Source organism: Streptosporangium sp. NBC_01469 (assembly GCF_036227305.1).
GTDB lineage: Bacteria > Actinomycetota > Actinomycetes > Streptosporangiales > Streptosporangiaceae > Streptosporangium.
In genome coordinates this window covers 1303025-1329537 of sequence record NZ_CP109465.1, presented here as the reverse complement: position 1 = coordinate 1329537, position 26513 = coordinate 1303025, and the positions used below count along the sequence as shown (strand labels likewise).

General features: G+C 68.8%; 22 protein-coding genes. 7 read left to right on the top strand and 15 right to left on the bottom strand.

What is annotated here, in order from left to right; genetic code table 11:
* Positions 1 to 41: 41 nt before the first annotated feature.
* Both OG587_RS05970 and OG587_RS05965 read right to left on the bottom strand, forming a co-directional pair.
* Positions 42 to 482 carry a hypothetical protein gene (locus OG587_RS05970; RefSeq protein ID WP_329087633.1) on the bottom strand — a complete coding sequence of 147 codons (441 nt, stop codon included), beginning with the start codon at positions 480 to 482 and terminating at the stop codon, positions 42 to 44.
* Between the two features lie 122 nt (positions 483 to 604).
* Positions 605 to 733 (bottom strand): hypothetical protein, encoded by a 129-nt coding sequence (locus tag OG587_RS05965; RefSeq protein ID WP_329087631.1) that lies wholly within the window; start codon positions 731 to 733, stop codon positions 605 to 607.
* A 181-nt stretch (positions 734 to 914) separates the two neighbouring features.
* Here OG587_RS05965 and OG587_RS05960 point away from each other — a divergent pair, with 181 nt between their 5' ends.
* Together OG587_RS05960 and OG587_RS05955 are read left to right on the top strand one after the other, a co-directional pair.
* Entirely contained in the window at positions 915 to 1166 is a 252-nt protein-coding gene (locus OG587_RS05960; protein ID WP_329087629.1) for a hypothetical protein, read from the top strand.
* 450 nt (positions 1167 to 1616) lie between these two features.
* Positions 1617 to 2669: a DUF418 domain-containing protein gene (locus tag OG587_RS05955; protein ID WP_329087627.1), complete on the top strand. Its 1053-nt coding sequence runs from the start codon at positions 1617 to 1619 to the stop codon at positions 2667 to 2669.
* A 211-nt stretch (positions 2670 to 2880) separates the two neighbouring features.
* Here the strand turns inward: OG587_RS05955 and OG587_RS05950 are convergent, their stop codons facing one another.
* The 6 genes from OG587_RS05950 to OG587_RS05925 form a co-directional block, all read right to left on the bottom strand.
* Complete coding sequence (locus tag OG587_RS05950) at positions 2881 to 3837, bottom strand: phage baseplate protein (RefSeq protein ID WP_329087626.1); 957 nt, start codon at positions 3835 to 3837, stop codon at positions 2881 to 2883.
* A gap of 94 nt (positions 3838 to 3931) precedes the next feature.
* Positions 3932 to 4603 carry a DsbA family oxidoreductase gene (locus OG587_RS05945; protein ID WP_329087624.1) on the bottom strand — a complete coding sequence of 224 codons (672 nt, stop codon included), beginning with the start codon at positions 4601 to 4603 and terminating at the stop codon, positions 3932 to 3934.
* Positions 4604 to 4705: 102 nt separating this feature from the next.
* Positions 4706 to 5068: an antibiotic biosynthesis monooxygenase family protein gene (locus tag OG587_RS05940; RefSeq protein ID WP_329087623.1), complete on the bottom strand. Its 363-nt coding sequence runs from the start codon at positions 5066 to 5068 to the stop codon at positions 4706 to 4708.
* Positions 5069 to 5477: 409 nt separating this feature from the next.
* On the bottom strand, positions 5478 to 6884 hold the full coding sequence (locus OG587_RS05935) for a M23 family metallopeptidase (protein ID WP_329087621.1): 1407 nt from the start codon (positions 6882 to 6884) through the stop codon (positions 5478 to 5480).
* A 76-nt stretch (positions 6885 to 6960) separates the two neighbouring features.
* Positions 6961 to 8391 carry a hypothetical protein gene (locus OG587_RS05930; RefSeq protein WP_329087619.1) on the bottom strand — a complete coding sequence of 477 codons (1431 nt, stop codon included), beginning with the start codon at positions 8389 to 8391 and terminating at the stop codon, positions 6961 to 6963.
* Between the two features lie 1552 nt (positions 8392 to 9943).
* Complete coding sequence (locus OG587_RS05925; protein ID WP_329087617.1) at positions 9944 to 13213, bottom strand: AfsR/SARP family transcriptional regulator; 3270 nt, start codon at positions 13211 to 13213, stop codon at positions 9944 to 9946.
* A 291-nt stretch (positions 13214 to 13504) separates the two neighbouring features.
* Here OG587_RS05925 and OG587_RS05920 point away from each other — a divergent pair, with 291 nt between their 5' ends.
* On the top strand, positions 13505 to 15832 hold the full coding sequence (locus OG587_RS05920) for a transglycosylase domain-containing protein (protein ID WP_329087614.1): 2328 nt from the start codon (positions 13505 to 13507) through the stop codon (positions 15830 to 15832).
* 634 nt (positions 15833 to 16466) lie between these two features.
* Here the strand turns inward: OG587_RS05920 and OG587_RS05915 are convergent.
* The 4 genes from OG587_RS05915 to OG587_RS05900 form a co-directional block, all read right to left on the bottom strand.
* Positions 16467 to 16670 (bottom strand): DUF397 domain-containing protein, encoded by a 204-nt coding sequence (locus OG587_RS05915; protein WP_329087613.1) that lies wholly within the window; start codon positions 16668 to 16670, stop codon positions 16467 to 16469.
* A 144-nt stretch (positions 16671 to 16814) separates the two neighbouring features.
* Entirely contained in the window at positions 16815 to 17018 is a 204-nt protein-coding gene (locus tag OG587_RS05910) for a DUF397 domain-containing protein (protein WP_329087611.1), read from the bottom strand.
* Complete coding sequence (locus OG587_RS05905) at positions 17005 to 17865, bottom strand: helix-turn-helix domain-containing protein (RefSeq protein ID WP_329087610.1); 861 nt, start codon at positions 17863 to 17865, stop codon at positions 17005 to 17007. The genes OG587_RS05910 and OG587_RS05905 overlap by 14 nt, the downstream gene beginning before the upstream one ends.
* Positions 17866 to 18114: 249 nt before the next feature.
* Positions 18115 to 18369, bottom strand: coding sequence for a winged helix-turn-helix domain-containing protein (locus OG587_RS05900; RefSeq protein WP_329087609.1), 255 nt, complete (start codon positions 18367 to 18369; stop codon positions 18115 to 18117).
* 172 nt (positions 18370 to 18541) lie between these two features.
* On the opposite strand from OG587_RS05900, the gene OG587_RS05895 reads away from it, so the two are divergent.
* Together OG587_RS05895 and OG587_RS05890 are read left to right on the top strand one after the other, a co-directional pair.
* Positions 18542 to 19594, top strand: coding sequence for a hypothetical protein (locus OG587_RS05895; RefSeq protein WP_329087607.1), 1053 nt, complete (start codon positions 18542 to 18544; stop codon positions 19592 to 19594).
* Complete coding sequence (locus OG587_RS05890; RefSeq protein WP_329087605.1) at positions 19591 to 19911, top strand: hypothetical protein; 321 nt, start codon at positions 19591 to 19593, stop codon at positions 19909 to 19911. The genes OG587_RS05895 and OG587_RS05890 overlap by 4 nt, the downstream gene beginning before the upstream one ends.
* Positions 19912 to 20150: 239 nt before the next feature.
* Here the strand turns inward: OG587_RS05890 and OG587_RS05885 are convergent, their stop codons facing one another.
* On the bottom strand, positions 20151 to 23477 hold the full coding sequence (locus OG587_RS05885) for a tetratricopeptide repeat protein (protein ID WP_329087603.1): 3327 nt from the start codon (positions 23475 to 23477) through the stop codon (positions 20151 to 20153).
* A gap of 357 nt (positions 23478 to 23834) precedes the next feature.
* On the opposite strand from OG587_RS05885, the gene OG587_RS05880 reads away from it, so the two are divergent.
* Positions 23835 to 24392, top strand: a complete 558-nt coding sequence (locus tag OG587_RS05880; RefSeq protein WP_329087602.1) for a hypothetical protein — start codon at positions 23835 to 23837, stop codon at positions 24390 to 24392.
* 2 nt (positions 24393 to 24394) lie between these two features.
* Complete coding sequence (locus tag OG587_RS05875; RefSeq protein WP_329087600.1) at positions 24395 to 24670, top strand: GNAT family N-acetyltransferase; 276 nt, start codon at positions 24395 to 24397, stop codon at positions 24668 to 24670.
* Between the two features lie 259 nt (positions 24671 to 24929).
* On the opposite strand, the gene OG587_RS05870 is transcribed toward OG587_RS05875, so the two are convergent.
* Positions 24930 to 25856 carry an oxidoreductase gene (locus OG587_RS05870; protein ID WP_329087597.1) on the bottom strand — a complete coding sequence of 309 codons (927 nt, stop codon included), beginning with the start codon at positions 25854 to 25856 and terminating at the stop codon, positions 24930 to 24932.
* Entirely contained in the window at positions 25853 to 26332 is a 480-nt protein-coding gene (locus OG587_RS05865; RefSeq protein ID WP_329087596.1) for a hypothetical protein, read from the bottom strand. Before OG587_RS05865 ends, OG587_RS05870 begins: the two co-directional genes overlap by 4 nt.
* Positions 26333 to 26513: the final 181 nt, after the last annotated feature.

Below are 26513 nucleotides of genomic sequence, written 5' to 3'. Positions count from 1 at the left end.
ATGCTCCGTCGAACCACCACAGGTCCGCCGGCCCCGAGGCCTCATCGACTCGTGGCGGAAGGTCCGTACCTATCAGGACCGGGTGTTGTTCCCTGCGGAAGGGCCAGCTCCAGCGTCAGATGTGGCCAGCGGTGGAGGGCGAGGAGCAGGGCGTGTGCTTCAAGTCGCTGGTCGACACTCCGATTGAGAATCCTGAGCGGCTTGTCGGCGAGGGCCATCCCGGTGCGGCCGTCCAGCAGGACTTTCACGCTATTCGTCCAGTCACCGTCCATGATTCCGAAGAACGCCCATCCCTGGGCCGTCCGGTAGACCCTCGCGTCGCCATCCAGCCCGTACTCCATTCCATTGGGTCCCAAAGCTGGGCACCACAGTCCGCCGTATCTCTGCTCAAAAGCGATCATCGCTTCAACGGCTTCAGCGGGAGCCTCGACCTCGACCCCGGCATGATCAACGGCACGGGCAGTCCGTTCGATCCAGGCCACAGGCGTCGGTTCATGCCAGCGTGCGTTTTCGTGAAGGAAGGTGTGGAGACGAGGCGATACCGAGGGGTCAGTTCGTATGTGCACAGCTCAACGTAAAGTCCCTGAGCCTGCACTGGGCAAGGTCAGGGGTTGTCAGGCTCCATCGGAGTGCCGCGCAGAGACAGGAAGGCGATGCCGTGTTCCTCCCCGTCGTTCCAGTGACCGGAGCGTTCGGTGAACTGCTGCTCGCGGAGTGCTCGGAGCGCTGCCACGCGAGCCGGGTCTTCTCGTCGGCTCTGCGTCCGTAAGGTCTCTGAACAGGTGATTCGCGGTTAGGGGCATGCTTGGTTTTGGGATTCATCCTGTCTCTTCCCGATGTGACGCCTCCCCTCCGGCTATTCTCACGGTATGAGTGCTCAGCCTGTCCATCCGTATGCTCCTGGGGAGCCCCGGGTGCCACGCACCGTTGATGGGATCGCTGCGGCCCTTCAAAGCGGTCGGCGGATGGAGTTCTACCGGGAGCTCGGCACAGCACCTCTGGATCAGGCGGAGACGATCCTGCGCCGTTGGTGGTGTGAGGCGATGCTCGACACGGATCCCGAGGCCGACCAGATCCGTAAGGCTGCGCTGGAGGGCACCTTGCCCGTCGCCACCCTCGCCGATGTTCTTGATCGCCGAGAGCGGCAAGGGCTGCCCCTTGAGTGAACCCGAAGCGGAGGGGTGGCCTTGCCATTTCTCCGAGGGGGTCGCGGAGCTCTTAGCCGATCCTCAGATCAGCCCGGCGTTGTTTTCGGCGGTTGTCGCACTGTCCGTTGAGATCAACGAGACGAGAGGCGATGTCTCCGGGCACACGGCTTCTGTTCAGTGGCCGCAGCAGCGTAGGGTTCCGCTCGGTAAGCATGGGATCTTGGGCGTCGCCGAGTACGTCGTCGTTGCGGACGCGGCCGAGCCGCACTGCATCATCACCCGTGTCCAGCTGTATTAGACGGCGATGCCGCCCCCGCTCATCTGCCGAAACCAGGGGCTACAGGGGGGCTTGAAAGCAGGCGCCCGCCCTCACCCGATGAACCGGCGGCCGAAAGTACGGTCTCGGACGCCGTGCACCCTGCTTTCGACCGGTGCCGTTCCCCGGGCGGCCCTGCAGGATGAGGCCCCATGCCACGCGAAGATCTCCCCCAGGAACCGCACCCCAAGGGCCCGACCAGCCACCCCGGCCACCGTCTCGCGCAGGACGGACCCGCCGCCTCCCCGGATCGGCCCCGGATCATCGCGCTCGACGTGCTGCGCGGGTTCACGCTGTGCGAGATCCTGCTCGCCAACATCCAGCTGATAGCCAACCACGGCACCGCCGTCGTGACGCGGCCCATGGGCGACTGGGACCCCTGGCTCGGGCTCCCGATCTTCTCCCTGCTGTTCGGTATCGGGTTCTCACTGTTGCTGAACTCCGCCGCGAACCGCGTCCCCCGCCCACGGCTGGTCCTGCTGCGCAGGCTTCTGGCGCTGCTCGCGATCGGCCTCGCGCATATGCTGCTGTGGCCGGGCGAAATCCTGACCAAGTACGCCCTCGTCGGCATGCTGGTGCTACTGCCCTCGACCTGGCTGCCGCGGTGGGCCGCGGCCGGCCTCGCCGCCGCACTGATCCCGGCGGCGCTGATCTTTGGTGGGGGCGGGCCCCTGCTGGTCGCCGGGCTGTTCCTGCTGGGCTCGGCACTGGTCCGATACGGGGTGATCGAGCAGATCGAGCGGTCCACCCGAGGGCCGCTCCTGCTGGGCCTTGTCTTCGCGGCGGGGGCGGCCTCCGTCCTGTGGGGACAGGCCAACATGCAGACTGGAACGGACACGACGCAGCCGTCTTTCACCTCCGGCCTGACTGATCTGCTGCTCGCCGGCGTGTACGTGTGTGCCCTGCTGGTCCTGCTCAGAACGCCGCTGCGACCGGCGCTGCGGGCCATCTTCGCGCCGCTGGGCCGGATGGCACTGACCAACTATCTGACCGCCACACTCCTCGTCCTGGCGGCCGCTCACATCCTCGGCCTGCCGGTCGGCCAGTCCTCGGAGGCGGCGTTCCTAGCCTCGGGAGCCATCCTCGCGGCCCAGTGGTTGTTCTCCACCCTCTGGCTGCGCCGCTACCGCCAGGGCCCCATCGAGTGGCTCTGGCGCTGGGCCACCTGGGCTCACCGCCCGCCCCTCAGCCGGGCCAGGACGTGATGAGCTCGGGGCCGGAGTCTTGAAAAGGTCGACGATGGGGACGAGTTCCGGGGCCACCGGGGGTGGCGGGCCCAGACGACCGGGCGGTCTCCGTCCAGCACCGTGCGGATCGCCTCGTTCTTGAACGGCGAGTAAGGGCGTTCACGCCGTGCCGGATCGGTCACCCCCGGCCCTGGTCGGGGGCGACCGGAAACCGGGACGCCCTCGGCTGTCAGACGAGGGCGGTCTTGTAGAAGATGCTGGCCTTCCTCGCTCCCTCGACGCCCGAGGCGAGTCCCAGGCACAGGCGGGGCGCGCCGCCCGCGATCTGGATCGCCATGCCCTCCGGCTCCCGGAAGTCCAGGGACTTGCCCGCCTGGGTGAGTGACCGCTGGACCTTACTGCCCGTGCGCAGATCGACGCAGGTGATGTAGGCGTTGCCCGGAGCCGGGTTGGAGGTGCTGTAGGAGGTGCCGTCCAGGAGGTACAGATAGTTCCCGTGGGCGGCGTAGCCCTGGAAGACGCCCAGCCCCGACGGCTGTGCGATGTCGAACAGCGGGGTGGCCGTTCCATTTTTGAGCGCGGACAGGGAGTACGCCGCGTAGCGTGCCTTTCCGTCGACCCAGTAACGCATGATCAACCGCTTGGTGGAGGGGTCGATCGCACACGTGGTGCTGGTCGCGCCCGCGATCGGCGCGTACTTGGTGAGAGCGGAGGAGGACGCGGTCAGGGTCTGGCCGTTGACGAACTTGAACCGGGCCAGCCTGTTGCCCCAGGCGTTGGCGCCGTCGCTCACGGCGTTGGTCTCGGTCCACAGGTAGGCCGAGGTCCCCGACGGCTCCACTCCGATCTGGACGCCGTGCCCGAAGCCCATCAGGTACATGTGCCCGAGCACCGTTCCGGTCAGGCTGAGTTTGGTCAGGCAGAGGTTGCCCGCCGCCGCCGACCCCGAGCCGTTCTTCACCTGGACCACGTATATGTGCCCGTTGGTGTTGTCGAAGCCGAACGACTGCAGCACCGTCTCGTCGTAGAGGGCCTTCTTCCAGATCAACTGCGTCGCGGGTGCGGTCAGGTCGAACCGGTCCGCCGCGGTTTCGGCGGCGGCGCCCCGGACGCCGGCGAAGCCGCCCAGGGCCGTCGCCGCGGCGGTGCCGGTGGCGGTCTTGAACAGACCCCTACGAGTGATCATCCGCGACAGATACGGCATATCAGAATTCGTCCTGTTTCGTTTGGCGGTGTCAGAGAACCTGCCAATCTCTATCACCTTGAAGATCTTGGCAAGATTAAAACGGATTAAATCCCGTATAACGGACCGATCCATGTGTGGCATGTGATGCGGCCAAGGCGTCCTCCAGTAGTCGCCGAAGCTCGGCGGGCGACTGGACACCTGAGACGGGGAGTCTTCCGTCGATCACTATCGAAGGGACACCGGTGACGCCCTGCTCGGTGGCGCGGCGTTCATCGGCCCTGACGGCCTGGGCGTAGGCGTCACCGCCCAGGGTGGCGCGCACCTCGGTGGCATCCAACCCGGCCTCGACCCCCAGGCGCTCCAGCGTCTGCGGGTCGGCGATGTTGAGGCCCTCGGTGTGGTACGCGCGAAGCAGACGCTCCATCACCTCGTCGGCCAGTTCGTGTTTGACGGCCAGGTGGCACAGCCGATGGGCGTCGAAGGTGTTCACCGGCCGGGCGGCGTGCAGGTTGAGTTCCAGGCCTTCCGCGGCACCGATCGCCTGGATGCGGGCGACCCTGGCGGGCGCCTGGTCGCCCCACCACCCCTTCATCGCCTCGGCGGCCGTCGGGCCGGGGATCCGGCCTGCCTCCGGGGCGAGTTCGTAACTGCGCCAGACGATCTCCAGCCGATCGCGGTCGGCGACCTGTGCCAGAGCGGTTGCGATACGTCTCTTCCCGATGAAGCACCATGGGCACAGCACGTCAGCGTAGATTTCAACCTTCATGATTTCCTTTTCGGCATATGACGGACCAGCCGCTGGACGTGGCCGGCGACACGGAGCCGGTCCATCGACAGCGAGGCGTTCGCGCCCATTGGGTCGGTCGGATCAGGAACCGGTTGTCTGCGGCCCCGGGCCGATCTCGCGGATGACGGTGTAGGTGGGCACTCCACTCATGCGCGCCTCGGCCTTACCGGAAAGTCCCTCCAGAGCCTTTTGGATGGCGGCCATCCGGCCCTCGGTGTCGGACGTCTCCACGAAGTTGCGGTAGTCCGCCTCGCTCGCCCAGTGCACGATGTTGTAAACCCGGGTGCCGTCGGTGCTCACGTGGAAGCGGGCCGACCGGTAGCCGGGGTGGAAACGCACCCATCGCTCCTGGATCTCGGCGAAGGCGTCCACGAGCTCACGCTGGGTACCGGCGCCGTCAACGGTGTAGTCGATGATCGAGTAGAAACCGGTCTCCGCGCTCATAGTGCGTTCTCCCCTGTGCGGCGATGTGAGATGAGGACCGAGGCCCTGATCTGAATCATGCGACCTCGATTTAACTTGAGGTCAAGTGATGTCAGCAGGCGCCGAAGTAGGGCGTTTACTCCACTGACCTGGGCCGTGCAGTTCACCCGTCATGAAGGGGGCCAGGGGTTCGATTCTCAGGGTGGCTCCGCGTGGCGAAGGCCCTCCGAGACGATCTCGGAGGGCCTTCGCATCGTTCGGGAGGGGAATGGGGCGCCTGCTTCAGGCGGCCTTGACGGGGTGTGGGCCGACGCTGATCGTCACGTCGACGTGTCCGCCCGGCGAGGCCACGTGGTTTCGGATCGGCTTCGAGGTCGCCGTGCTCGATTCGGGAGACCTGGCCATCCGGACCTCCCGCGCCTTTCTCAGATCAGGCGTTGGGGATGGTGTTGAGGTAGTTGATGGGGACGTTGGTGGAGTCGGGTTTGCCGAGGGCGGCCCATTCGTCGTAGCTGAGGGCTTTTTTGTGGTTGTTGGTGATGGCGTAGATGGTTCCGTCGACGTGGTTGCGCAGGTAGGTGCCGTTGCGGGGGATGGCGCCGAAGGTGTTGATCCATTCGATGGGGACGTTGGTGGGGGCGGGTTGTCCGAGGGCGATCCATTCGTCGTAGCTGAGGCCGTGTTTGGCGCCGCCGACGGTGAGGTAGACCGAGGCGGTGACGGGGTTGCGTAGGTAGGTGCCGTTGGTGGGGTCGGTGCCGATTCTGTTGATGAAGCCGACGGGGACGTTGGTGAAGGCGGGTTTGCCGAGGGTGTCGTACTGGGCGGCGGTGAGGCTGTATTTGGCGCTGCCGGCGATGATGACGATGTTGCCGTTGGCGTGGTTGCGCAGGTAGGTGCCGTTGCGGGGGATGGCGCCGTAGGTGTTGATCAGTCGGATGGGGACGTTGATGGAGGCGGGTTGTCCGAGGGCGGTCCATTCGGGGTGGCTGAGGCCGTATTTGGCGCCTCCGGCGATGACGGAGATGCCGCCGTCTGCGGCGTTGCGTAGGTAGGTGCCGTCTCGGGGGCTTTGGGGCAGGGTGTTGAGCCAGCCGGCCGGGACGTTGGTGAAGGGGGCGCCTTCGTAGCCGGAGGCGTTGAGTTCCTCCATGCTGGAGAAGCGGACGGGTGCGCCGCCCGCGACGACGGCGATCGTCCCGCTGGGCTCCCGATACAGACGACCCTCCACCGGCGCGACCGAGCAGCCGTTGGCGCTGGTGACGTTGTTCCACTCCTGGCCGTTGCTCTGGCCGTACTCCACGCCGTTGAAGGTCGGGCGGACCCGCTCGGTGCCCGGCGCGCCCCAGCTGGCACGCCCGTCGCCGTTGGAGTCGAAGGCCTGCTCGTAGTGCAGGTGGGGGTGGCCGTTGGAGGTCGGTCCTGTGGCGCCCACCTGTCCGATCTGCTGCCCCTGGGTGACGCGCTGGTTGACGCTGACCGACCGGGTCTTCAGGTGGATGTAGGTGGTGAACCAGCCGCCGCCGTGGTTAATCTGGATCATGTTGCCGGCGTTGGAGTGGTAGGTGGACTGGACGACGGTGCCGTCGGCGGGTGCGATGAGCTTCGCTCCGTCGGTACCGGCCTGGTTGGGCTCCTTCACCATGTCCAGCGCGGGGGCGTGCCCCCAGCTGTTGAGCTGCCACTTCTCCCCGCAGGGGAAGGGAAGCTGGAACGCCGGCGCCGCGGCCGCCGCGTTCGCCGGCGCGGGGGCGGCCACGGTGAGGCTCGCCAGGGCGAGCGCCGTCACGGTGAACGTGCGGCGGGCGCGGGAACTCCTGCCGGAGGTCCGGTTCATCGGTGATTCCTTTCGAGGGGTTGTGCGGTGATCTCGTCCGGGCCGTCATTGGGAAGTCCGGCCGGCATGCTTCGGGTCACACGTTGGGGATGGTGTTGAGGTAGTTGATGGGGACGTTGGTGGAGTCGGGTTTGCCGAGGGCGGCCCATTCGTCGTAGCTGAGGGCCTTTTTGTGGTTGTTGGTGATGGCGTAGATGCTGCTGTCGACGGGGTTGCGTAGGTAGGTGCCGTTGCGGGGGATGGCGCCGAAGGTGTTGATCCATTCGATGGGGACGTTGGTGGGGGCGGGTTGTCCGAGGGCGATCCATTCGTCGTAGCTGAGGCCGTGTTTGGCGCCGCCGACGGTGAGGTAGACCGAGGCGGTGACGGGGTTGCGTAGGTAGGTGCCGTTGGTGGGGTCGGTGCCGATTCTGTTGATGAAGCCGATGGGGACGTTGGTGAAGGCGGGTTTGCCGAGGGTGTCGTACTGGGCGGCGGTGAGGCTGTATTTGGCGCTGCCGGCGATGATGACGATGTTGCCGTTGGCGTGGTTGCGCAGGTAGGTGCCGTTGCGGGGGATGGCGCCGTAGGTGTTGATCAGTCGGATGGGGACGTTGATGGAGGCGGGTTGTCCGAGGGCGGTCCATTCGGGGTGGCTGAGGCCGTATTTGGCGCCTCCGGCGATGACGGAGATGCCGCCGTCTGCGGCGTTGCGTAGGTAGGTGCCGTCTCGGGGGCTTTGGGGCAGGGTGTTGAGCCAGCCGGCCGGGACGTTGGTGAAGGGGGCGCCTTCGTAGCCGGAGGCGTTGAGTTCCTCCATGCTGGAGAAGCGGACGGGTGCGCCGCCCGCGACGACGGCGATCGTCCCGCTGGGTTCCCGGTACAGACGACCCTCCACCGGCGCGGAGATCATGGGCCAGATCGCGTTCACGATGAGCTGCGCGTCGGCGGCCTGCGGCTGGTAGCGGTCGGGGTACGCCGACACCTGCACCGCCTGGCACACCTGGCCGATCTGCGCCGTCATCCAGCCGTTGTTCGGATACTTCGAGATCATCTTGTTCAGGAACGCGTTGGCCGCCCAGGTGGGGTTGAGCCGCTGGTCCCTGGATCCCCAGGAGGCGCGCTGCTGGAACAGGCCCAGGCTGTCGTGGTCGAGTTCCTCGCTGATGTTGTCGATGCTCGTCTCGACGATCGTCGTCGTGATCGCGATGACCGCGGCCCGCGGGTTCAGGCCCCGGTCGTGGACCGCCTTGATCACCATGCGGGCGCAGGAGACACGGTAGGCCGACATGTAGCCGCGCATCTTGGCCCGCAGCGTGCCGTTGAGCTGGGTGGCCACCGAGGCGTCGGACGGGGTGGTGCCCCGGGGGTCGCACGCGGCGAGGGCTCTGGCCACGTTCACGTCGCTCGCGTGCGGGACCGGGGTGGGGCTCGGTTCCGCGGCATGCGCGGGACCGGCGATCAGTCCTGCCGAGACCATGACGGTCATCGCCGCCAGGGCGGCGTGTGAGAGGAGTCTGCGGTTCATCGGAGTCTCTCCAGAAGGGGGTGGGGGCCACCGGAAGGGGCCGTCGGCGACGGGGGTGCCGGCGGCCGGCCGGGTTCTGAGGGGGTGGGAGGTGCTCGAAGGGGGTGGAAGGTTCGAAGGAAGCGGGAGGTTCGAATGGTGTGGGGAGGGAGGCTCGCCGCGATCCCTCGGCATGGGTCGTTCGGAAACCGGGTGCGTGGACGAGTCCGCCGCGCCGCGCCCGTGGCGGCGCCGCTCAACCTGCCGCGTGAGCTGCCCGGAGCGCTTTCGCGTCCCATCTCGGGCGCGGGGCACGAATCGGGGAACGGTGAGATGAGAAGGGTTGTGCTCGTCGGAGCGGTACGCGCCCCTGGGTATTCACGTCTTCATGCGTTCGCGCCCCTATGCGTCCGCGTCTCCAGGTATCCGCGTCTCCATGTGTTCGCGCACTCATGGAGACGCCGGGCGATCGTGAACCGAGCGGTGAGATTCTGGACGAGTTCGATGAAGGACCCGAGGCGGGCCGGTGTCCGTCGGTTCTTCCGGAGCCAGTGGCTCGCATCGCCCCCAACCGCGATGTCAGCCGAGCCACTGGGGTCCTCGTGGAAAAGTCGTTCAGCGGTCGAAGACGAACGTGTGATCCGTGTGCGGCTTTCCCACGCCGGCGGAGACCGTGCGAGCTCTCCCTCGAACGGCTCCCGGCCCAGGTCGGTCGCGCGGGCCACCGCGAGGATCTCCGCCGAGGGCGGCATCGCCGTCACCGCGGCGATGGCCCATCGGATCACTCTGTTTCAGAGCCGTGGCGTTATGACGACCTTTCTTTTGTTTTCTTCCCCGGACGAGTAGGCACGCGGCGGAACACGGCCGCTTGACGGCCCCGTTGAAAATCGGCCGTGTTCCGATGCCGGCTCGGATTCCGTATGGAACCCGTCCGGAACGCCGGTGCCGTGGATGATCCTGCGGCGGTTCGGTATATCTGTGGTATAGCGGCCGTCTATTGCGAATTTTCGTCGTTTACCGGCAGGTCGGAGCCGTTTCTTCCGAACGGCTTTCGTCCCCTGGTCCCGGAGCCGGGACCCTACCGGGGAAAAGCCGCCGCGAGCCCTTCCCTGGGAGGTGGCATCGAGGGACGGGTATCCGGAAAACCCTGCCTGATCAGGTGATATACAGTCGCTATACATGTGGTGGATAGCATCGGCGCAGCATCTCGGCAAAAGGTCCGGAGGTGCGTCGAGAAGGAGATCTCTCATCAATGTTGCGTAAGCGTTTGGCGCTGCTCGCGATGATGACCGTATTAGCCACATCGCTGGCCACCGCCGTTCACAGTTCGCCCGCCTACAGCGCGCCTCCTCCTAGAGAAGACCCCCCCGTCGACATTGTGCCCTTCGACTGGTTCAGGCCCACTCCTCCTGACGAACCGCCTGCTGATGACCCCTGCTCCTTCAACCCTGTCTGTCCCTGAGAGGAGAACCCGTCGTTCTCCGGATGGGAGAACCATCCGCGGTGCGGTTCCGACGCGCTCGCCGACGCCGGGAGCGCGCCGTCTCCCGTACAGGGGCCGGGGACGCCGGAATCAGCCGGTCAGCTCCTCCGAGAAGGGAGCGCCGATCTCCGCGTACAGTTCCCCCGCCAGGCGTTCCTGGGTCTCCGCGGTGGCGGTGTCGCCGTTGTCGCGCGAGATCCTGGAGAGGACGACCCAGGTCTGGGCCTCGCCCATCCGGTGCCCGGTCGCCCGGTGGTTGTCCAGGGCTCGGCGGCCGTACCCCTCGGCGTCGGCCAGTAGCCCTCGCCGGTGGCAGGTGTAGGCGAGCAGGGTGAGCGCCCGCCCTTCGACGACGCGGAAATGGGGTTCGCCGACCAGTTCCAGCGCCTGCTCGGCGAGGTCGGCGGCGGCAATGTGGTCGCCGGCGCGGTGGTGGGTCGTGCCCAGCGCGAGGAGCGCCTCACTCACGAGGTGGCGGGCGTTGATCTCCCTGGCGATGTCCAGCGCGGTCCGGTGGAGACGGAGGGCATCGTCGAGGTCCCCGGAGTGGTCACGTATGGAGGCCAGCGTGTTCAGTGCCTGGACCTCGGTGAATCGGTCGCCGATGTCCGCCGCTATCCTCAGCGCGGCCTCGGCGGTGTCGTGGGCCTGCTCCAGGTGGCCGGAGTCGCGGCGTACCAGGGCCAGCCACGCCAGCGTGTCGGCCTCGAGATACCGATCGCCGAGTTCCCGGTGACGGGCCAGCGCGGTGGTCAGGTGGTCGGAGGAGGCGGCGAGGTGGCCGAGCTGGTGGTGGAGCTCACCGATGGTGGTCATCGCGACCGCCTCGGCCCTCGGCGCCGAGGTCTCGCGGATCAGCGTCAACGCCTGGACGGCGTGGTCGAGCCCCTCGCGGAGCCGGCCGGACTGTCTGCAGGCGTTCGCGAGGTTGTTCAGGATCTTGGCGCGTCCCTGCTCGGAGCCGAGACGGCTGTGGAGTTCGAGTGCCCTGGACAGGGGGCGGGTGGCCTCGTCGGGAAGCCCGACGAACATGAACGTGGTGCTCAGATTGCTCAGGGCACTCGCCTCGCCCTGCGTCCACCCCGTCTCGTGGCTGAGGGCGATCGCCCTGTTCAGGTAGGTGATCGAACGGTTGTAGCGGGCGAGGCAGTGGTACGCGTGGGCGAGGTTCAGGAACGCGGCCGCCATCGCCTGCCGGTTCCGTTCCGCGTGGGCCGCGGCCAGGGCGGCGCGCGCGGTGGCGAGCCAGTCGACCATGCGCCTGGAGAAGTTGTGGTAGCCGCGGAGCCTGTCGGCCAGGAGCCACGCCATGGGCCTGGGGCCGTACCAGACCGCGTGACTGATCGCCGCGACCACATTGTGGTGTTCGGCGCTAAGCCACGCCATGGCGGCGGCCGGGTTGTCGATGTCCACCGTCCGCGTCGTGACCTCGGGGGGCGCGGGCAGCTGGAGCATGTCGGGGTAGAGCACTCTCGCGGCGTCGCCGGCCACGGACAGGTACCACTCGAACAGCCTGTTCGTCGCCTCCGCCCGCTCCTCCTCGCCGTCCTCGGCGGCCGAGAGGTCGCCGGCGTACCGGCGGAGCAGGTCGTGCACGGTGAAGCGGTCGGGCCCGTGCTGGTCGACCAGGTGGACGCCGGCGAGCCGGTCCAGCGCCAGCGCCGCCTCCTGCTCGGACACGCCCGCCAGGGCCGCCGCCGCGGCCGGGGTGAAGTCGGGGCACGCGACCAGCCCGAGCCGCCGGAAGACCCGCTGCACGTGCTCGGGCAGGAGCCGGTACGACAGGTCGAAGGCGGCGCGGACGGCGGTCTCCTCGTCGCCCTCGATCGTGAGCGCGCTCACCGGGCTGCCGCTGCTCAGCTCCGTGACGTAGTCCTCGATCGGGAAGTGCGGACGGTCCAGCAGACGCGCCGCCGCTATACGCAGCGCGAGGGGCAGGTGGGCGCACACCTCGGCCAGCTTGGTGACGGCCTCGGGTTCCGCCCGTACGCGGTCCGTGCCGAGAAGATGGCTGAACAGGGCCTTGGCCTCGGCCGGGACGAGCGCGTCGAGGGTGATGCGCTGAGCGCCCTCGCGGACGACCAGCCCGGTGAGCCGGTCGCGGCTGGTGACCAGCACCGCGCAGTCGGCGTTGCCCGGCACCAGGGGCCGGACCTGCTCGGCCGAGCTCGCGTTGTCCAGCAGGATGAGGATCCGCCGTCCCGCCATGAGCGAGCGGTAGCGCGCGGCGGCCTCCGTCGTCTCGACGGGCACCTGTTCCGGCGAGACACCCAGCGCCCGGAGGAAACCCGCGAGCGCGTCCGCGGGATGCACCGGGGCTCCGGGCGAGTAACCCCGCAGGTTGAGGTAGAGCTGCCCGTCGGGGAACCTGTCGGCCACCCGGTGCGCCCACCGCACCGCGAGCGCGGTCTTGCCGACGCCCCCCATCCCCGTGATGGCCGAGATCGTGATCGGGTCGGCGACGCCAGGTTTCCCGGGGACCATTTTGTCCAGCGCCTCGAACGCGTCCTCGCGCCCGATGAAGCCGGGGATGTTCGTGGGCAGCTCCCGGGGCACCGGCAGTGTCGTACGGACGACGTCCGACACCGTGGCCGCCGTTCTGGGCGCGGCGCGCTCGGGAGCCGGGGGCTCGTCGTCGCCGCGAAGGATGTCCTGGTGCAGCCGCTGGAGCGCGGGGCCCGGCTCCACACCGAGCTGCTCGTCGAGCAGAGCGCGCGTCTGCTGGAAGAGCTCCAGTGCCTCGGCCTGGCGGCCACTGCGGTTCAGCGCGACCATGAGGTGAGCCCGCAGTCCCTCGTGGTACGGGTGCGCCCGCGCCAGCTGGGCCAGCACGCCGACCAGTTCCCGGTGCCTGCCCAGGGCCAGTTCCGCCTCCGCCCACCGCTCGTAGGTGACGAGCCGGAGTTGCTCCAGTTGCGCCGCCTCCTCGGCGATCGGCTCGCAGTCGCCGAATTCGGCGAACGCCGGGCCCCGCCACAGATCGATGGCGTCGCGCAGGGTACGGCCGGCCCGCGCGGGATCGTCGTCGAGCGTCCGGCTTCCCTCCGCGGCGAGCCTCCGGAAGCGGGCGGAGTCCAGCCCGTCGCCGGTGACGATCGTGTATCCCCCCGGCTGCCGGATGATGCGATCGGTACCGAGCACGCTCCGCAGCCGGTGCACGTACAACTGGATGTTGCGCCGCGCGGAGGCCGGAGGGGTGTCGTTCCAGACGGTGGTGACGAGCCGGTCGACCGACACCGTCTGCCCGGCTCCGCCGGCCAACAGAACGGCGAGCACCAGCCGTGGCTTGTACGCGGCGCCGACGAAAACCTCCTCGCCGTCCCGCGTCACCTCAAGCGGCCCCAGCACCTGGAACTCCATCAACGGCCACCTCGCTCCCTGTACCGGGCTTCCGGTCCGACTGCCCCGGTCGCCTCCCGCAAGGCGCCGTGTCCATGAGGCGTGATCATGACATTTACCACCGTCCGTGTACAGTTCGTCCCGCTTTGCGGAACAGGGCCTCTCATGAGGTCAGACTCGCGGTTTGTCATGAACTGATCGCTGAAACCCGTGCCGATTCTTCCCGCCATGGTGTCCAAGCCGCTTCAGAGGATGGCCGGACGTTGCGCATACGTGCAAGGAGCACCTGGAAAACCCCATAATCTATGGCTTATGTCTGAACGGGGTGAAGGGCAGTCAGGGGCCGCGTCCAAGATCGGGCGCCTCGCCGCCATCGGAGTGGCGGCGGGCCTGCTGGTCGCCGGGATCGCGTTGCCGGCCGTGGGGGGCGCGGGCCTGGGGATCATGTCGGCGACCAATGAGCTGAATCTCAGGGCCGAGGATCTCACCGAGCCGCCGCCGGCGGAGGTCACGATCATGCAGGACGCCAAGGGCAACGAGATCGCGCGGTTCTACGATGAGTACCGCAAGGTCGTCAAACTCGACGAGGTCGCCGAGATCATGAAGACGGCGATCATCTCGATCGAGGACTACCGGTTCTACCAGCACGGTGCGATCGATCTTGAGGGGACGATCCGCGCGTTCGCCAAGAACCTGAGCGCGGGCGGGGTGAGCCAGGGCGGCTCCAGTATCACCCAGCAGTACGTCAAGCAGGTCCTGCTCAACTCCGCCTCCAGCGACGAGGAGAAGGACAAGGCGCTGGAGGCCAGCTACGCGCGCAAGCTGAACGAGTTGCGGCACGCGATGGCGGTGGAGGAGAAGTACTCCAAGGACGAGATCTTGGAGAAGTATCTGAACATCGCCTATTTCGGGGCGAGTGCCTATGGGGTGGAGGCGGCGGCCAAGCGGTTCTTCGGTGTGCCCGCGGCCGACCTCACCCTGCCGCAGGCGGCGACGCTGGCGGGCGCGGTGCAGGACCCCAACGCCACCGACCCCAACCTGGGCAAGAAGCATCGGGATCGGTTGCTGAAGCGGCGCAACGTGGTGCTGGACCGGATGGCGGAGCTGGGCAAGATCACCCCGGCCGAGGCGGCGAAGGCGAAGGCGGCCAAGCTCGGCTACAGGGGCACGAAGCAGGTCGGCGGGTGTGAGTCCAGCAAGTACCCGTACTTCTGCATCTACGCCCGCAACGAGGTGTTGAACAATCCCGACTTCGGCAAGACGGCCAAGGCCCGCGAGAAGTTCCTCAACCGCGGCGGCCTGACGATCAGGACCACGCTGGATCCGGCCATGCAGGCGGCGGCGGATCGGGCGATCAGGAAGTGGGTCCACCCCTCCGACAACCCGGCGGCGGCCGAGGCGCTGGTCCAGCCGGGTACCGGGGCGATCAAGGCGATGGCGGCCAGCCGGAAGTACGGTGATGACGAGGACAGGAACGAGATGTCCTACAACCTGGTCGCGGATGCCGCGCACGGTGGTGGTGTCGGTTTCCAGGCGGGCTCGACGTTCAAGACGTTCACGTTGCTCACCGCGTTGAAGCAGGGTATGAAGGTCAACGACGGGTTCACCGCCGGGGCGGGTTTCCGTGCCTCGGGGTACTCGGCGTTCAAGAACTGCAAGGGCGAGAACATCGGCGACCCGGGCTGGACGGTCACCAACGACGAGGGCGCTCCGGGGTGGAAGACCCTGCAGACCGGCACCTGGGGGTCGGTGAACACGTTCTTCATGGAGCTGGAGCAGCGCGTCGGGCTCTGTGAGACGATCAAGACCGCGAGATCGCTGGGCATCCACCGCTCCGACGGGCTCAAGCTCCTGGAGTTCTCGACGTTCACGCTGGGCACCAACGAGATGGACCCGGTGACCGTGGCCAACGCCTACGCCTCGATCGGCGCCCGGGGCAAGTACTGCGCGCCGATGGCGATCACCCGGATCACCGACCGCGACGGCAAGACCACCGCCTACAAGCCCAAGTGCCGCCAGGAGCTCGACCCCGAGGTCGCCGACGCGGCGGCCGACGTGCTGTCGGGGGTGTTCACCAAGGGCACGATGAAGAACGTCGGCGGCATCGGCCGCGACGCGGCCGGCAAGACCGGCACCACCGACAGCTCCGCCACCGCGTGGTTCGCCGGATTCACCCCGGACCTGGCCGGCGCGGTCAGCATCGGCGACCCACGCGGCTCGCAGGACCACAAGCTGAACGGCATCACGATCGGCGGGCGGTACTACCCCTCGGTGTTCGGCGCCAGCATCCCGGGTCCGATCTGGAAGGACACGATGCTGGCGGCGCTGAAGAACGTCCCGCCGACGTCGTTCACCCCGCTCAACACGGAGCGGTTCGGCGGTTGCGGCCAGAGCTGCCAGCCCGCGCCGTCCCCGCGGGACGACGAGGAGGGTGGCGGTACCGAGGTCGTCGGTCCCGACGATCCCGGCGGCTTCGACGGTCCTGGTGGGAACACCGGTCCCGGTGGAGGCAACGGCCCTGGTGGAGGCAACGGCCCTGGCGGAGGCAACGGCCCTGGCGGAGGCAACGGTCCTGGTGGGAACAACGGTCCCGGCGGAGGCAACGGCCCCGGCGGGAACAACGGTCCTGGCAGGAACTAACGGCGACGATCGTGGCGGTCCGAACAACCCCTAGGCGAGGGCGACGGCTGACGGGGAGTCAGCGCGGCGTCAGCGGGCGCTGCGGACCGGCCTGGTCGATCGCCTGTGGCCGCACATCGTCCCGCTCCAGCTCAGGAGATTGACAGGAATCCACGCCGAGTTGCCAGAAACGGCGAGTTGCCCAGTTCTGGCAACTCGCCGTTTCTGGCAACTTTGACCAAACAGGGCAGCCTTGACAGCCGCAGGACAGCCGGGCGCGATGGTCGGTGGGCGGCCGGGACGCGTTCAGGTCGGTGCTGATGTACGGGTCGGCGATGGCCTCGGCAGGGGAGGCCGTACCACTGTTTGATCATTTTGGCCTCCTCCTCGCTCACCTGGCGGGGGGCGATGGCCAGGGTCCTTCACAGGTCAGAGATGATCTTCCCGTCCGCGCCCCGGACCCGGGCGCGGTGCTGGACGAGCTGGGCGTCGAACTTCTTGACGGTCGGTCCCGTCCAACCTTTCAGCACGGCTGGATGCCGCAGACGGTTTGGGGGATCGGGCCGCAGCAGAAAGGCGCTCGAATTTCAGCATAAATTGCCGCACGGCCAGATGGCTTTTCAGGGATTCTGACCGCGCGGCGTTCGTGGTCTGGTCAGATTTCTCCGCTGCGGATGCCCATCAGGAAGTTGTTCCAGGTTGTGGGGGAGAAGGTCAGCATCGGGCCGGATGGGTCCTTGCTGTCGCGTACGGCGATGAGACCCGGAAGGTTGATGGCTACCTCCACGCAGTCGTCTCCATTGGGGCCGCTGTAGCTGCTTTTACGCCATGCGGCGCCGGACAGGTCAGGGGAGATCATGGCTGTTCCTCACCGCGGCGATGAGCGCCGCGGACTTCTCGGGGGACAGGCACACACCAGCAAGGCGCTCGAACGTCAGCACAAGCTTCCGCGCGACAGGGCAGCTTTTCAAGTGACTCTGGTCGCGCAGTACCCGTGGTCTGGTCAGATTTCTCCGCTGCGGATGCCCGTCAGGAAGTCGTTCCAGGCTGTGGGGGAGAAGGCCAGTGCGGGGCCGGATGGGTCCTTGCTGTCGCGGACGGCGACGATGCCAGGCAGGTTCATGGCTACTTCCACGCAGTTGTCGCTGCTTCCGCCGCTGTAGCTGCTTTTACGCCATACGGCGCCATTCAGGTCAGAGGGGGGCATGGTCACTCCTTACCGCAGCAATGAACGCCGCAGACTCCTCGGGGGACAAGCACGCACCAGCAAGGCGCTCGAACGTCAGCTTAAGGTTCTCCACCTGATCCGTCGCCTCTACATAGACGTCTCCGCCTGGGCAGCCGGTGTAGCCCACCTCTGGATCTTCAGTATCGAACGCCAGTAGAGAGAAGGCGCCCTCCAGGCCACAGTGCGCACCGATCCGAAGCGGAAGAACCTGAACGGTGATGTTGGGCCAGTCCATGACCTGAAGGATGTCTCCGAGCTGGTGGGCCATGATGCCGGGCGAGCCGACAGGGCGGCGCAGAGCGCATTCGTCCATGAGTACGTGCAGCACGGGTGCCTGTGAGCTGAGAAGGCTGATTTTGCGTGCCATCCGAGCTGCCACATACCGCTTCAGCTCTGTGGCGACCAGTCCCGGACGTGACGTGCGGATAAGTTCGCGCGCGTAGACCTCGTTCTGCAGAAGTCCCGGCACCAGCAGCGGTTCCCAGGTGCGGATGGTCGTGGCCTCGGATTCCAAGCCGACGTAGGCGCCGGCGAACACATCGCTGTAGGCGGTCCACCAGCCACGCTGACCCGCATCTTGACCGAGTTGGATCAGCCCAGCTTTTGTCGGCGGGTCCACAGCGTACAGATCACAGAGGTCGGCAACGTCCGTGCCACTGGGCATGGTCCGAGCGTTCTCGATGCGGCTTAACTTGGCCGTGGACCAGCGGAGCGGTGTGGCCACCTCTTCCAGCGTGAGATCTGCCTTCTCCCGAAGTCTTCGCAGCTCACGACCAAGGCGGCGGTGTCGAACGGTAGGACTCGCAGAAGCCATGCCGACCAGCATGCCTGATCACCGTCGTCGTGCGCCGAGCAAATTTATACAAGGTACTTGTGATCATGTAAGTTGCACGACACACTGCAAGGAGTCGTACAGCTACTAAGAGTGATGGCATTGCAAGGGTGTCCGGCTGGTGCCGCAGTCATTGTTGGTTGCCTACGGCCTGGTTTGCTAACTCAAGGTGAGGGCGCCATGACACTTGCGGACCGATCCATGCAACGGTTCCACCTGTTCAAGAAAGTCGCGACGGTGGGCTCAGTCCTTCTCGTCAGTGGGTGTCCTCGCCGGGCTGACGAACGATCCGATCTGCGGGACGGTGTAGACCACCCCCTGTTCGCGGAGGTAGGCGACCACCTTCCTGGCCGTGCCCCGGGCGATACCGAACTCCTGCACCATCTGCACCTCGGAGGGGATCAGATGACGCGGCGGGTACTGGCCGCTTTCGATCCTCTCGGTGAGGGTCTCCGCGACCTGGATCCATATCGGCCGATCGCGCTCGAACTCGATCATGAGAAGACGATAGACGGCCATACTCATGGTCACTCATGTGTGTACGACCATGGACGAGCACATTTAGAAAAGGGCTGCGAAGGCTCAGAATCCGCCCCAAGGCAAACAAAGCGGACCCGCCCGGTGCTGGAACACCGTGACGGGTCCTCGATCAGGAAGGGACTCCTGACCCGTGAGCAACCCTAGTGCTCCCGTTCTCGACAGGCAGGCGGTCGGTGGTTGCGGCTGTTTCGCCGATGCGGCGCCGATGCCGATGGGCTGTGCCGCCTGCGGGCACGCCCCCTACGCGCACGGCTGTCCCGGCCAGGCCGCCGACCACGAGTACGTCCAGCCCTCCGCCGCGCTGATGGACACCCGTCTGCGGGTCCGCCGGACCGGGGACCGCTCGCTGTCCTGCTTCGAGCCGCCCGCCCTCGCGGCCCCGGCCGAGATGACCCCGCTGGTGCCCGCCCAGCGGTCTGCCCGGCAGGTCCCGGTGGAAGCGGTCGCGCCGGTCATCGCTCAATGGCCCGCCGAGTGGGTCCCGGCCGAGGTGGCCCCTCCGGTTCCCGGTCCGCGCCGTCCCGATCAAGCCCCGCCCGTCATACCGGCCCCGCCCGTCATACCGGCCCCGCCCGTCATACCGGCCCCGCCCGTCATACCGGCCCTGCCTGTCGTACCGGCCTCGCTGCTCCGGCCGGTGCGCTGCCGTCCCCGTCCCCCGCTCCCGGCCGGTGCCGCCCGCACCGGGCCGTCCCGGCTCGGCGCCGGGCGCCATCGCGCTCCCCGGACCAGGCGAACGAGCACCCGTACCCCGTACCGGGCGCTGCCTCCCTTATCCCCGTACCGGCCACCCGGCCCGTACGGCACACCCCTCCACGTCTTTCCCCAACCCATGAAGCGGGCCCGTCCACCGCTACCAACGACCAGACGGGCCCTTGATCGGATGGAGGTCCAATCAATGGACGATGGTAGGTCCACCACCCCCGAGCCCACCATCATTCCCGGCTGGCGGCTGATCCTCAGCGACGCCGGACGCCTCTGGGCCAGCCGGGAGAAGCCCTTCTCCCCGGACGCCTTCGACGCCGGAGCCGAACGGACCGTCGACGCCGACAGTCTCGACGCCCTCCGGGCCGAGACCGACAGGCAGGAGGCCATCGCCGGCGAGGCCGACGCCCAGGCCGCCGTTGCGGAGACCGCCGCCGGGCAGACGCGGGGACAGGCCGCCGGGCAGGTGATCTCATGATCCGGCGACGGCCCACCCGCCCTCGCGGACGCCACCGCGACGGCCAGGCCGCCCTCCCCGTACCCCACTACACCTGGGACCACGAGGCCCGCGCCGAGGCGGCGACGCTGGAGATCACCTGGCCCGGCTGGTCCATCCTTTACGGCACCGGCAGCCGGCTCTTCCACGCCATCGCCACCTGGCCCACCCCTGAGCCACTGCTCATCTGTGACCGTACGGTCGAGGGCCTCAAGGCACAGATGCGCGAGGCGGAGATGACCGCGCTCGTCCACCGCTGGGCACCCGCCTCCCCCTCGGCCGTCACCGGCCGCCTCTGAGCGGGCACGGCGGCCCCCTCCCTTCCCTGGTTCGGGACCGCCGTCCGTCGAAGACATACTGCGCGAAGCGACAAGACGCCCGCGTGGTGCGTGACGGGGGCGGATCCGCGACGGAGAGCATCGCGCGCGCTCGGGTCCGCCGCAGGACGGGTCATCACTGAGGACAACTGAGAAGTGGTATCTGAACGACGATTCTCAGTTGGCCTCAGTTCTGCGGCTGCGCCCGCCCGATGCGGGGGTCACGTCCTGGCGGGGGTGATCCCGTACCTCCGGAGCCGTTCGGCCTCGCTGACGTGGCCCAGCTGTTTCAGCAGGCCGATCGCCTGGCGTAGGGCGCCGGGCATGCCCAGTTCGGCGGCGCGCAGGTGGGCGCGGACCGCTCTCTCCGGATGGCCGGTCTCGCGCAGCAGGACGGCGATCCAGGTCAGGGCTCCGGTGTCGCCCGCCTCGACGCGGGCGCTCAGCCAGGTGACCGCTTCCGCCGTTCTGCCCGTCTCGTACATCAGGTCGACCGCGTGGTCCAGGGCGTCGGTGTCGCCGGTCTCGGCGCGGGCCCTGAGCCAGGTGATCGCCTCTTCGGAACGGTCCATCTGGTAGAGCAGAGTGGTGAACCGCCGGAGGGCCTCGGTGTCGCCGGTCTCGGCGCGGGCGCGCAGCCAGGTGAGTGCCTCCTCGGCGCGCCCCGACTCCTGGAGCAGTTCGACCGCCTTCCACAGGGCGTCGGTGTCGCCGGTCTCGGCGCGGACCCTGAGCGAGGTGATCGCCTCCTCGGTGCGGCCCGCCCGCTGGAGCAGCTCGACCATCCGCCAGACGGCATCGGTGTTGCCCGCCTCGGCGGCGCGCCGGTACGCGGTCAGGGCCTCCTCGGTCCGGCCCGTCTCCTGGAGCAGTTCGACCATCCGCCAGCCGTCGCCGACGTGTCCGGTCTCGGTGGCGCGCCGGTACGCGGCCAGAGCCTCCTCCAGGCGGCCCTCGCGGTGCAGCAGGACGGCCATCGGCCAGTGTGAGCCGGCGTTTCCCGCTTCGGCGGCGCGCCGGTATGCGGCCAGGGCCTCCTCGGTCCGTCCCGCCCTCTCCAGAAGGCGGGGGAGCAGATCGAGGGCGAGGCGGTCGCCGGTCTCCGCGCGGGCGCTCAACCAGGTGATCGCCTCCCCGGACCGGTTCGACTCCCGCAGCAGCTCGACCGCCTCTTCGAGGGCGAGGCGGTCGCCGGTCTCGGCGCGGGCTCGTAGCCGGACGATCGCCTCCTCGGTCTGTCCCGTCCGCCGCAGGAGGCCGATCGATCGCCAGTAGGCGTAGGTGTCGCCGGTCTCGGCGCGGGTGCTCAGCCAGGTGAGCGCCTCCTTGGCCCGTCCCGTGTACCGGAGCAGCTCGACCATCCTCGCGATCGCGCGGTGGTCGCCCGTCTCGGCACGGGCCCTGAGCCAGGTGATCGCCTCTTCGGTCCGTTCCGACTCCCGCAGCAGCTCGACCGCCTCCCACAGGGCTTCGGCGTCGCCGGTCTCGGAGCGGATGCGCAGCCCGGTGATCGCCTCCTCGGTTCGTCCCATCTCCCGCAGCAGGGCGACGGCCTGCTTGAGGACGTGGCCGTCGCCGGTGCTCGCGGCGCGACGGCAGGCGATGATCGCCTCCTCCCGGTGGCCCGTCCTGTACAGCAGGGACGCCAGCCACTCCGGGGCGTCGATGTTCCCCGTCTTCGCGGCGCGCCGGTAGGCGGTGAGGGCCTCCTCGTGGTGTCCCGTCCTGTCGAGGAGGGCCGCGGTCCAGACGGGAAGGCCGGCGTCGCCGAACCAGTTGTGGGCCCACAGCCAGGTGATCGCCTCCCCGGCCCTTCCCGCGTCCACGAGCAGGGCGATCACCTCCCTCGGGGCATCGGCGTTCCCCGCTTCGGCGGCGCGCCGGTAGGCGGCGATCGCCCTCTCGCGGTGTCCGGCCCCGTTGAGGACGGCGGCGCTCCAGCCGAGGGCTCGGGCGTCGTCCTGCTCGCTGTGGACCCGCAGCCAGGTGAGTGCCTCCTCGGTACGTCCCGTCTCCCGCAGCAGGGCGATCGCCTGCCGCGGGGCGTCGGGGTCACCGGCCGTGGCGGCGGCCCCGTACAGCAGGAGAGCCTGGTGGTAGAGGCCGCGGGCCCGAGCCTGGGCGGCGAGGCGCGCCCGGTCCTCGGGGGCGGCGTGGGAGATCAGCGCGTCCCACATGGCCGCGGGGACGGGACGCGTACGGCGCTCGGCGCGACCGAGCTGTTCCAGGTGGTCCGCCAGCCGGTAGCGGGGGGACGCGGACGGCTCGTCGTGGCGGGGGCGGACGCGCGTGAGGGGGCCGCGGGCATCGCAGGCGTAGGCCAGGGCCCGTTCGAACCAGTCCCGGGGCAGGGCGCCGTACTCGTAGCCGGTCAGGTAGTCGAACGCGGCGGTCTTCAGGAGGGCGTGGGAAAGGACGGGGCCGTGCCCCGCGCGCCTGGCGTCCATCGCGGCCTCGATCACGGCCTTGGCCGGGGCGGGCGCGTTGCGGTAGCGCTCCACCATGCCGGGCACGCCGGTCAGGTACTGGGTGATCCGGCCGTCGCGGGCCCCGGTGTACGCGCGCTCCAGACGTGGGTCGCCGCGCGCCGCGCCGCGCACCGCCTCCAGGGGGGAGCCGGTGAAACGGTCGGGGACGTGGATGGCCGCGCCGGTCACCAGCGCCCGCGCCTGGGTACGGGAGTCGGCGCCCATGGCGGGAGCCGCGGTGAGGGCGGCCCAGTACTCAGGCCACAGGGTGCCCAGGACCAGCACCGGGCCGCGCTCCGGGTCGCTCACCAGGGCCCGCAGCCCGGCGGCGACGCGCTCGCCCAGGCCGTCCGCCGGGGTGAGCAGATAGGACTGCGACTCGTCGAGCCACACGACGGTCCGCGGCGCGAGGGAGCCCAGGGCCACGGCGGCCGCCTCGGGAGGGCCGGCATCGGCCGGGTGCCACAGCCGCCACCCGCGGGGCAGGAGCCGAACGGCCTCCCAGCAGGCCCGGGTCTTGCCGGTGGACGAGTCGCCGACCAGCATCGCGACCGTGCTGTGCCCGGTCACCGCTCGCCGTACGACGGCGGCCAGGTGATTGTCGTGGGGGCGCGGCACGTAGGTCGGCAGGCCGGCCATGCCGGCGGCCTCCGCGCCCGCGTCGATCGCCCGGTGCACCCCCAGTGAGAACGGGTCGGCCGGCGAGCGGACCGACGACCCGGCCGCCGAGCTCAGGCGGGCCCTCCTCCACAGCTCGCGGCCCCGGTCGGCGGCGTCGGCGGGATCTCGCCGGGCCAGCCGGGCCAGCACGGTGATGACGGCCGTCAGGTCGGTCTGGTCGGCGGGCATCTCCGCCGAGGTGAGTATCCGGCGGACGGTGTCGCGTCCGGGAGTACCCGGGCCGGGGAGGTCGTCGGCGATCCCCACGGCGATGCCGTCGAGAGTGGGGGCGCCGGCTTCCAGATACAGCTCGTACAGCAGGTCCTTGAGATCACGCAGCGGTCCGGGAGGGATCTGCGGGCGGATGATCAGGGGCGATCGCCGCCGCACCTGACCGCTGCTTTCATCGCCGTTCTTCATCTCTTATCGCCACTCATCGCAACATCATCGCTCGCCGTGCAGCCTGTGAAAGATAGAAATAAGAAATAAGAAGGTGACAAAGATGCTTCCGTCGCAAGTCAGAGCTCGCTTTCCCGCTGCCGGATGCTCGGAGTGGTAGCCCCCGATGGGGGCTGCCGAACGGGAAAGGCTGCTTTTCGCTGTATGAACCGATAATGGGTATTCAGACATTTTTAATGCAGGTTCAGGGGATATTTACGGGCTTGGTGTGCGAGTCCGAGGGCTCCATCGGCCCTCCTTGGCGGACAGGCGCCCGCCGGGAAGGCCGGCGCGTAATCGGGTGGCATCGGCCGGTGAGCCACTGTTTGGATACCGGTCATGACTTCCACCGAAGGCCCCGGGGCCCTGCTGGACCTGATCGAGCACTACTACGACGCGGTTCCGCGACGCGAGGCCAGGGCTGAGGACCACGGACCGCTCACTCTGTTCGTCCGGGAGGGTGAGGGGTGGCCCTTCTACGCGCGCCCGGCTTCCGGGTGGTCCGGCCCGGTGCGGGCCGACGACGTGGCGAGGGTCCGCGACCGGCAGCGCGAGCTCGGGATCCCGGAGAGTTTCGAGTGGGTCGCCGAGACCACGCCCGCGCTCCGCGCCGCGATCGAGGGGGCGGGGCTCGCGGTCCACGAGCACCCGCTGATGGTGCTTGGAACGGACGCCGCGACGGTCGCTCCGGAGGGCGCGCCCGGGTACCCGGCGGTGCGGGTCCTGGGGGCGGACGACCCGGCGCTGCCCTCCGCGCTGGTGGTTCCCCACCTCGCCTTCGCCGAGCCCGGCACCCGTGTCGCGCGGCGGGCACGGCGGACCTGGCGGAGGCGGTCCTGGCCCGCGCCGATGACGGCTCGCTGGAACGCGGCGCCGCACGGGTTCGGGCGGGACTGACGGTGGTCGCCGCGGCCGTCGAGGACGGTACGGCGCTGTGCGCGGGCCAGCACAACCAGGTCGGGGAGGTCAGCGAGATCGTCGGGGTCGGCACGCTGCCCGCCGCCCGCCGTCGGGGCCTCGCGCTCGCGGTCACCGCGGTGTTGATCGCCGACGCCCGCTCCCGGGGTGTGAAGACCGTCTTCCTGTCGGCGGGAGACGAGGATGTCGCCCGGATCTACGCCAGGCTCGGTTTCCGCCGCGTCGGCACGGCACTGATCGCCGAGCCCGCCGGTTAGATCCCACCTGTCGGCGTTCTCACCTGTCGGCGTTCTCACCTGTCGGCGTTCTCACCTGTCGGCGTTCTCACCTGTCGGCGTTCCCGCCGGTCGGCGTCTCTCTGTCGGTCGGTCTCACCGCAGGTCGGAGTCCCCGCAGGTCGGCGTTCCCGCCGGTCGGTTCCTCTGTCGATCGACGTCCCCGCCGACCGATGTCCCCGTCGGCTGGTCTTCCCGCAGGTCGGCGTCCGCCGATGGCGAACCGCCGGACGGAGGAGAGTCAGGCGAGCTTGTCCAACCGGGCGATGTCGTCCTCGGTCAGTCGCAGGCCGGTCGCGGCGACGTTCTCCTCCAGGTGGGCGACGGAGGAGGTCCCGGGGATGGCGAAGGTGACCGGGGAGCGGGACAGCAGCCAGGCGAGTATCACCTGAGCGCGGCTCGCGCCATGACGCCCGGCGACGTCGTCCAGCGTCAGCTCCTGCTCCCGGGTGGGGGCCATGCCAGGAGGAGCCTGTGACGTGTCCAGGCCGGGCCTCAGCATCCCCGCGGAGAGAGGGAAGTACGGGACGAAGGCGATCCCGTGCTCCTCGCAGGCGGCGAGGACGTCGGAGCTCCCCCGGTCGAGGAGGTGGAAGCGGTTCTGCACCGCGGCCACGGCGGCCAGCTCGCGGGCCTCGGCCAGCTGGGCGGTGGTGGCTCCGCTGAGCCCGAGATGCCGGATGAGACCGCGCTCCCGCAGTTCGACGAGCGTGGCGAAGGACTCCAGGAAGGGGGTCTCGTCGGGGAAGAGCAGGCCGTCGCCGCCGACACGCAGGTAGACCAGGTCGAGGCGGGCCCTGCCGAGCCGGGAGAGGTTCTCCTCGACCTGCTCGCGCAGCTCGGCCGGTGTGGCGGCGGGGTTCCAGCCGCGCCATTCGTCGCGGACCACCCCGACCTTGGTGGCGATCACCAGGTTGTCGGGATAGGGGTGAAGTGCCTCGCGGATGAGGTCGTTGGCCACGTGCGGGCCGTAGAAGTCGCTGGTGTCGATGTGGGTGACACCGAGTTCGACCGCCCGGCGCAGGACGGCGCGGGCTGCCGCGGGGTCCTCGGGCGGTCCCCAGGCCCCGGCCCCCGGCAGCTGCATGGCTCCGAAGCCGAGACGGCTGACGGCGGGCCCGTCACTGAGCGGGAGGAGGCCGCCGGGAGCGGCGTGGTCGCTGGTCATGTGTGATCTCCCTTTACGGGGTCCGGTGCGCGGGTGGCGAGCCGGACGCGGATGGAGGCGACGGTGATGCCGGGAGGATGCCGTTCGAGCTTGCCGCGGTTGGCCAGGTCGTGAACGCCCTGGCGGGTGATGCCGAGCATGCCCGCGGCCACGGACACGGAGACGGCGACGGCGCTGGGATGCCCCGCCCGCCGGATCACGGCCTGGCCGAAGGGAGTGCCCCACCACCCGGCCGGTGGGTCGAACGGGGCGTCGCCTGGATACAGGGCGCTCACCAGGCGGATCGCGGTGTGCATCGCGGCCTGGTCGTCCTGGCCCAGCAGTGTCTCGGCCCAGGCGCGGGCCTCCGCCGCCAGCCGGTCTCGCATCAGGTCCGCCGTGCCGAAGAGGATGTCGAGCGGATCGAGCAGCCGGCTGCCGACGACCCTCTCCAGATCGTTCGCGAGCGCGTCGCGCGCCTCCGTCCAGGTGTTCATGCTTCCTCCCCTACTTGACGTCGGACGTCAAGTACTGGTGATCAGCATCAACTACTTGATGTTGAACGTCAAGTGTCATCCGTCGAGTGACGGAGATCAGGGGCTACCCGGCACGCCGTTCTCGACGACGCGAGTCGGCGGCTCGAATCGCGGGTCTGCGGGCCGGTGCCCGGAGACCCGC

Coding starts and splice junctions, on each gene's coding strand:
- OG587_RS05955 (WP_329087627.1), top strand. CDS start 1,617: ATGCCACGCGAAGATCTCCCCCAGGAACCGCACCCCAAGGGCCCGACC.
- OG587_RS05925 (WP_329087617.1), bottom strand. CDS start 13,213: ATGGAGTTCCAGGTGCTGGGGCCGCTTGAGGTGACGCGGGACGGCGAG.
- OG587_RS05935 (WP_329087621.1), bottom strand. CDS start 6,884: ATGAACCGGACCTCCGGCAGGAGTTCCCGCGCCCGCCGCACGTTCACC.
- OG587_RS05865 (WP_329087596.1), bottom strand. CDS start 26,332: ATGAACACCTGGACGGAGGCGCGCGACGCGCTCGCGAACGATCTGGAG.
- OG587_RS05885 (WP_329087603.1), bottom strand. CDS start 23,477: ATGAAGAACGGCGATGAAAGCAGCGGTCAGGTGCGGCGGCGATCGCCC.
- OG587_RS05900 (WP_329087609.1), bottom strand. CDS start 18,369: ATGATCGAGTTCGAGCGCGATCGGCCGATATGGATCCAGGTCGCGGAG.
- OG587_RS05920 (WP_329087614.1), top strand. CDS start 13,505: ATGTCTGAACGGGGTGAAGGGCAGTCAGGGGCCGCGTCCAAGATCGGG.
- OG587_RS05905 (WP_329087610.1), bottom strand. CDS start 17,865: ATGCTGGTCGGCATGGCTTCTGCGAGTCCTACCGTTCGACACCGCCGC.
- OG587_RS05930 (WP_329087619.1), bottom strand. CDS start 8,391: ATGAACCGCAGACTCCTCTCACACGCCGCCCTGGCGGCGATGACCGTC.
- OG587_RS05880 (WP_329087602.1), top strand. CDS start 23,835: ATGACTTCCACCGAAGGCCCCGGGGCCCTGCTGGACCTGATCGAGCAC.
- OG587_RS05910 (WP_329087611.1), bottom strand. CDS start 17,018: ATGCCCCCCTCTGACCTGAATGGCGCCGTATGGCGTAAAAGCAGCTAC.
- OG587_RS05945 (WP_329087624.1), bottom strand. CDS start 4,603: ATGAAGGTTGAAATCTACGCTGACGTGCTGTGCCCATGGTGCTTCATC.
- OG587_RS05950 (WP_329087626.1), bottom strand. CDS start 3,837: ATGATCACTCGTAGGGGTCTGTTCAAGACCGCCACCGGCACCGCCGCG.
- OG587_RS05870 (WP_329087597.1), bottom strand. CDS start 25,856: ATGACCAGCGACCACGCCGCTCCCGGCGGCCTCCTCCCGCTCAGTGAC.
- OG587_RS05890 (WP_329087605.1), top strand. CDS start 19,591: ATGATCCGGCGACGGCCCACCCGCCCTCGCGGACGCCACCGCGACGGC.
- OG587_RS05915 (WP_329087613.1), bottom strand. CDS start 16,670: ATGATCTCCCCTGACCTGTCCGGCGCCGCATGGCGTAAAAGCAGCTAC.
- OG587_RS05940 (WP_329087623.1), bottom strand. CDS start 5,068: ATGAGCGCGGAGACCGGTTTCTACTCGATCATCGACTACACCGTTGAC.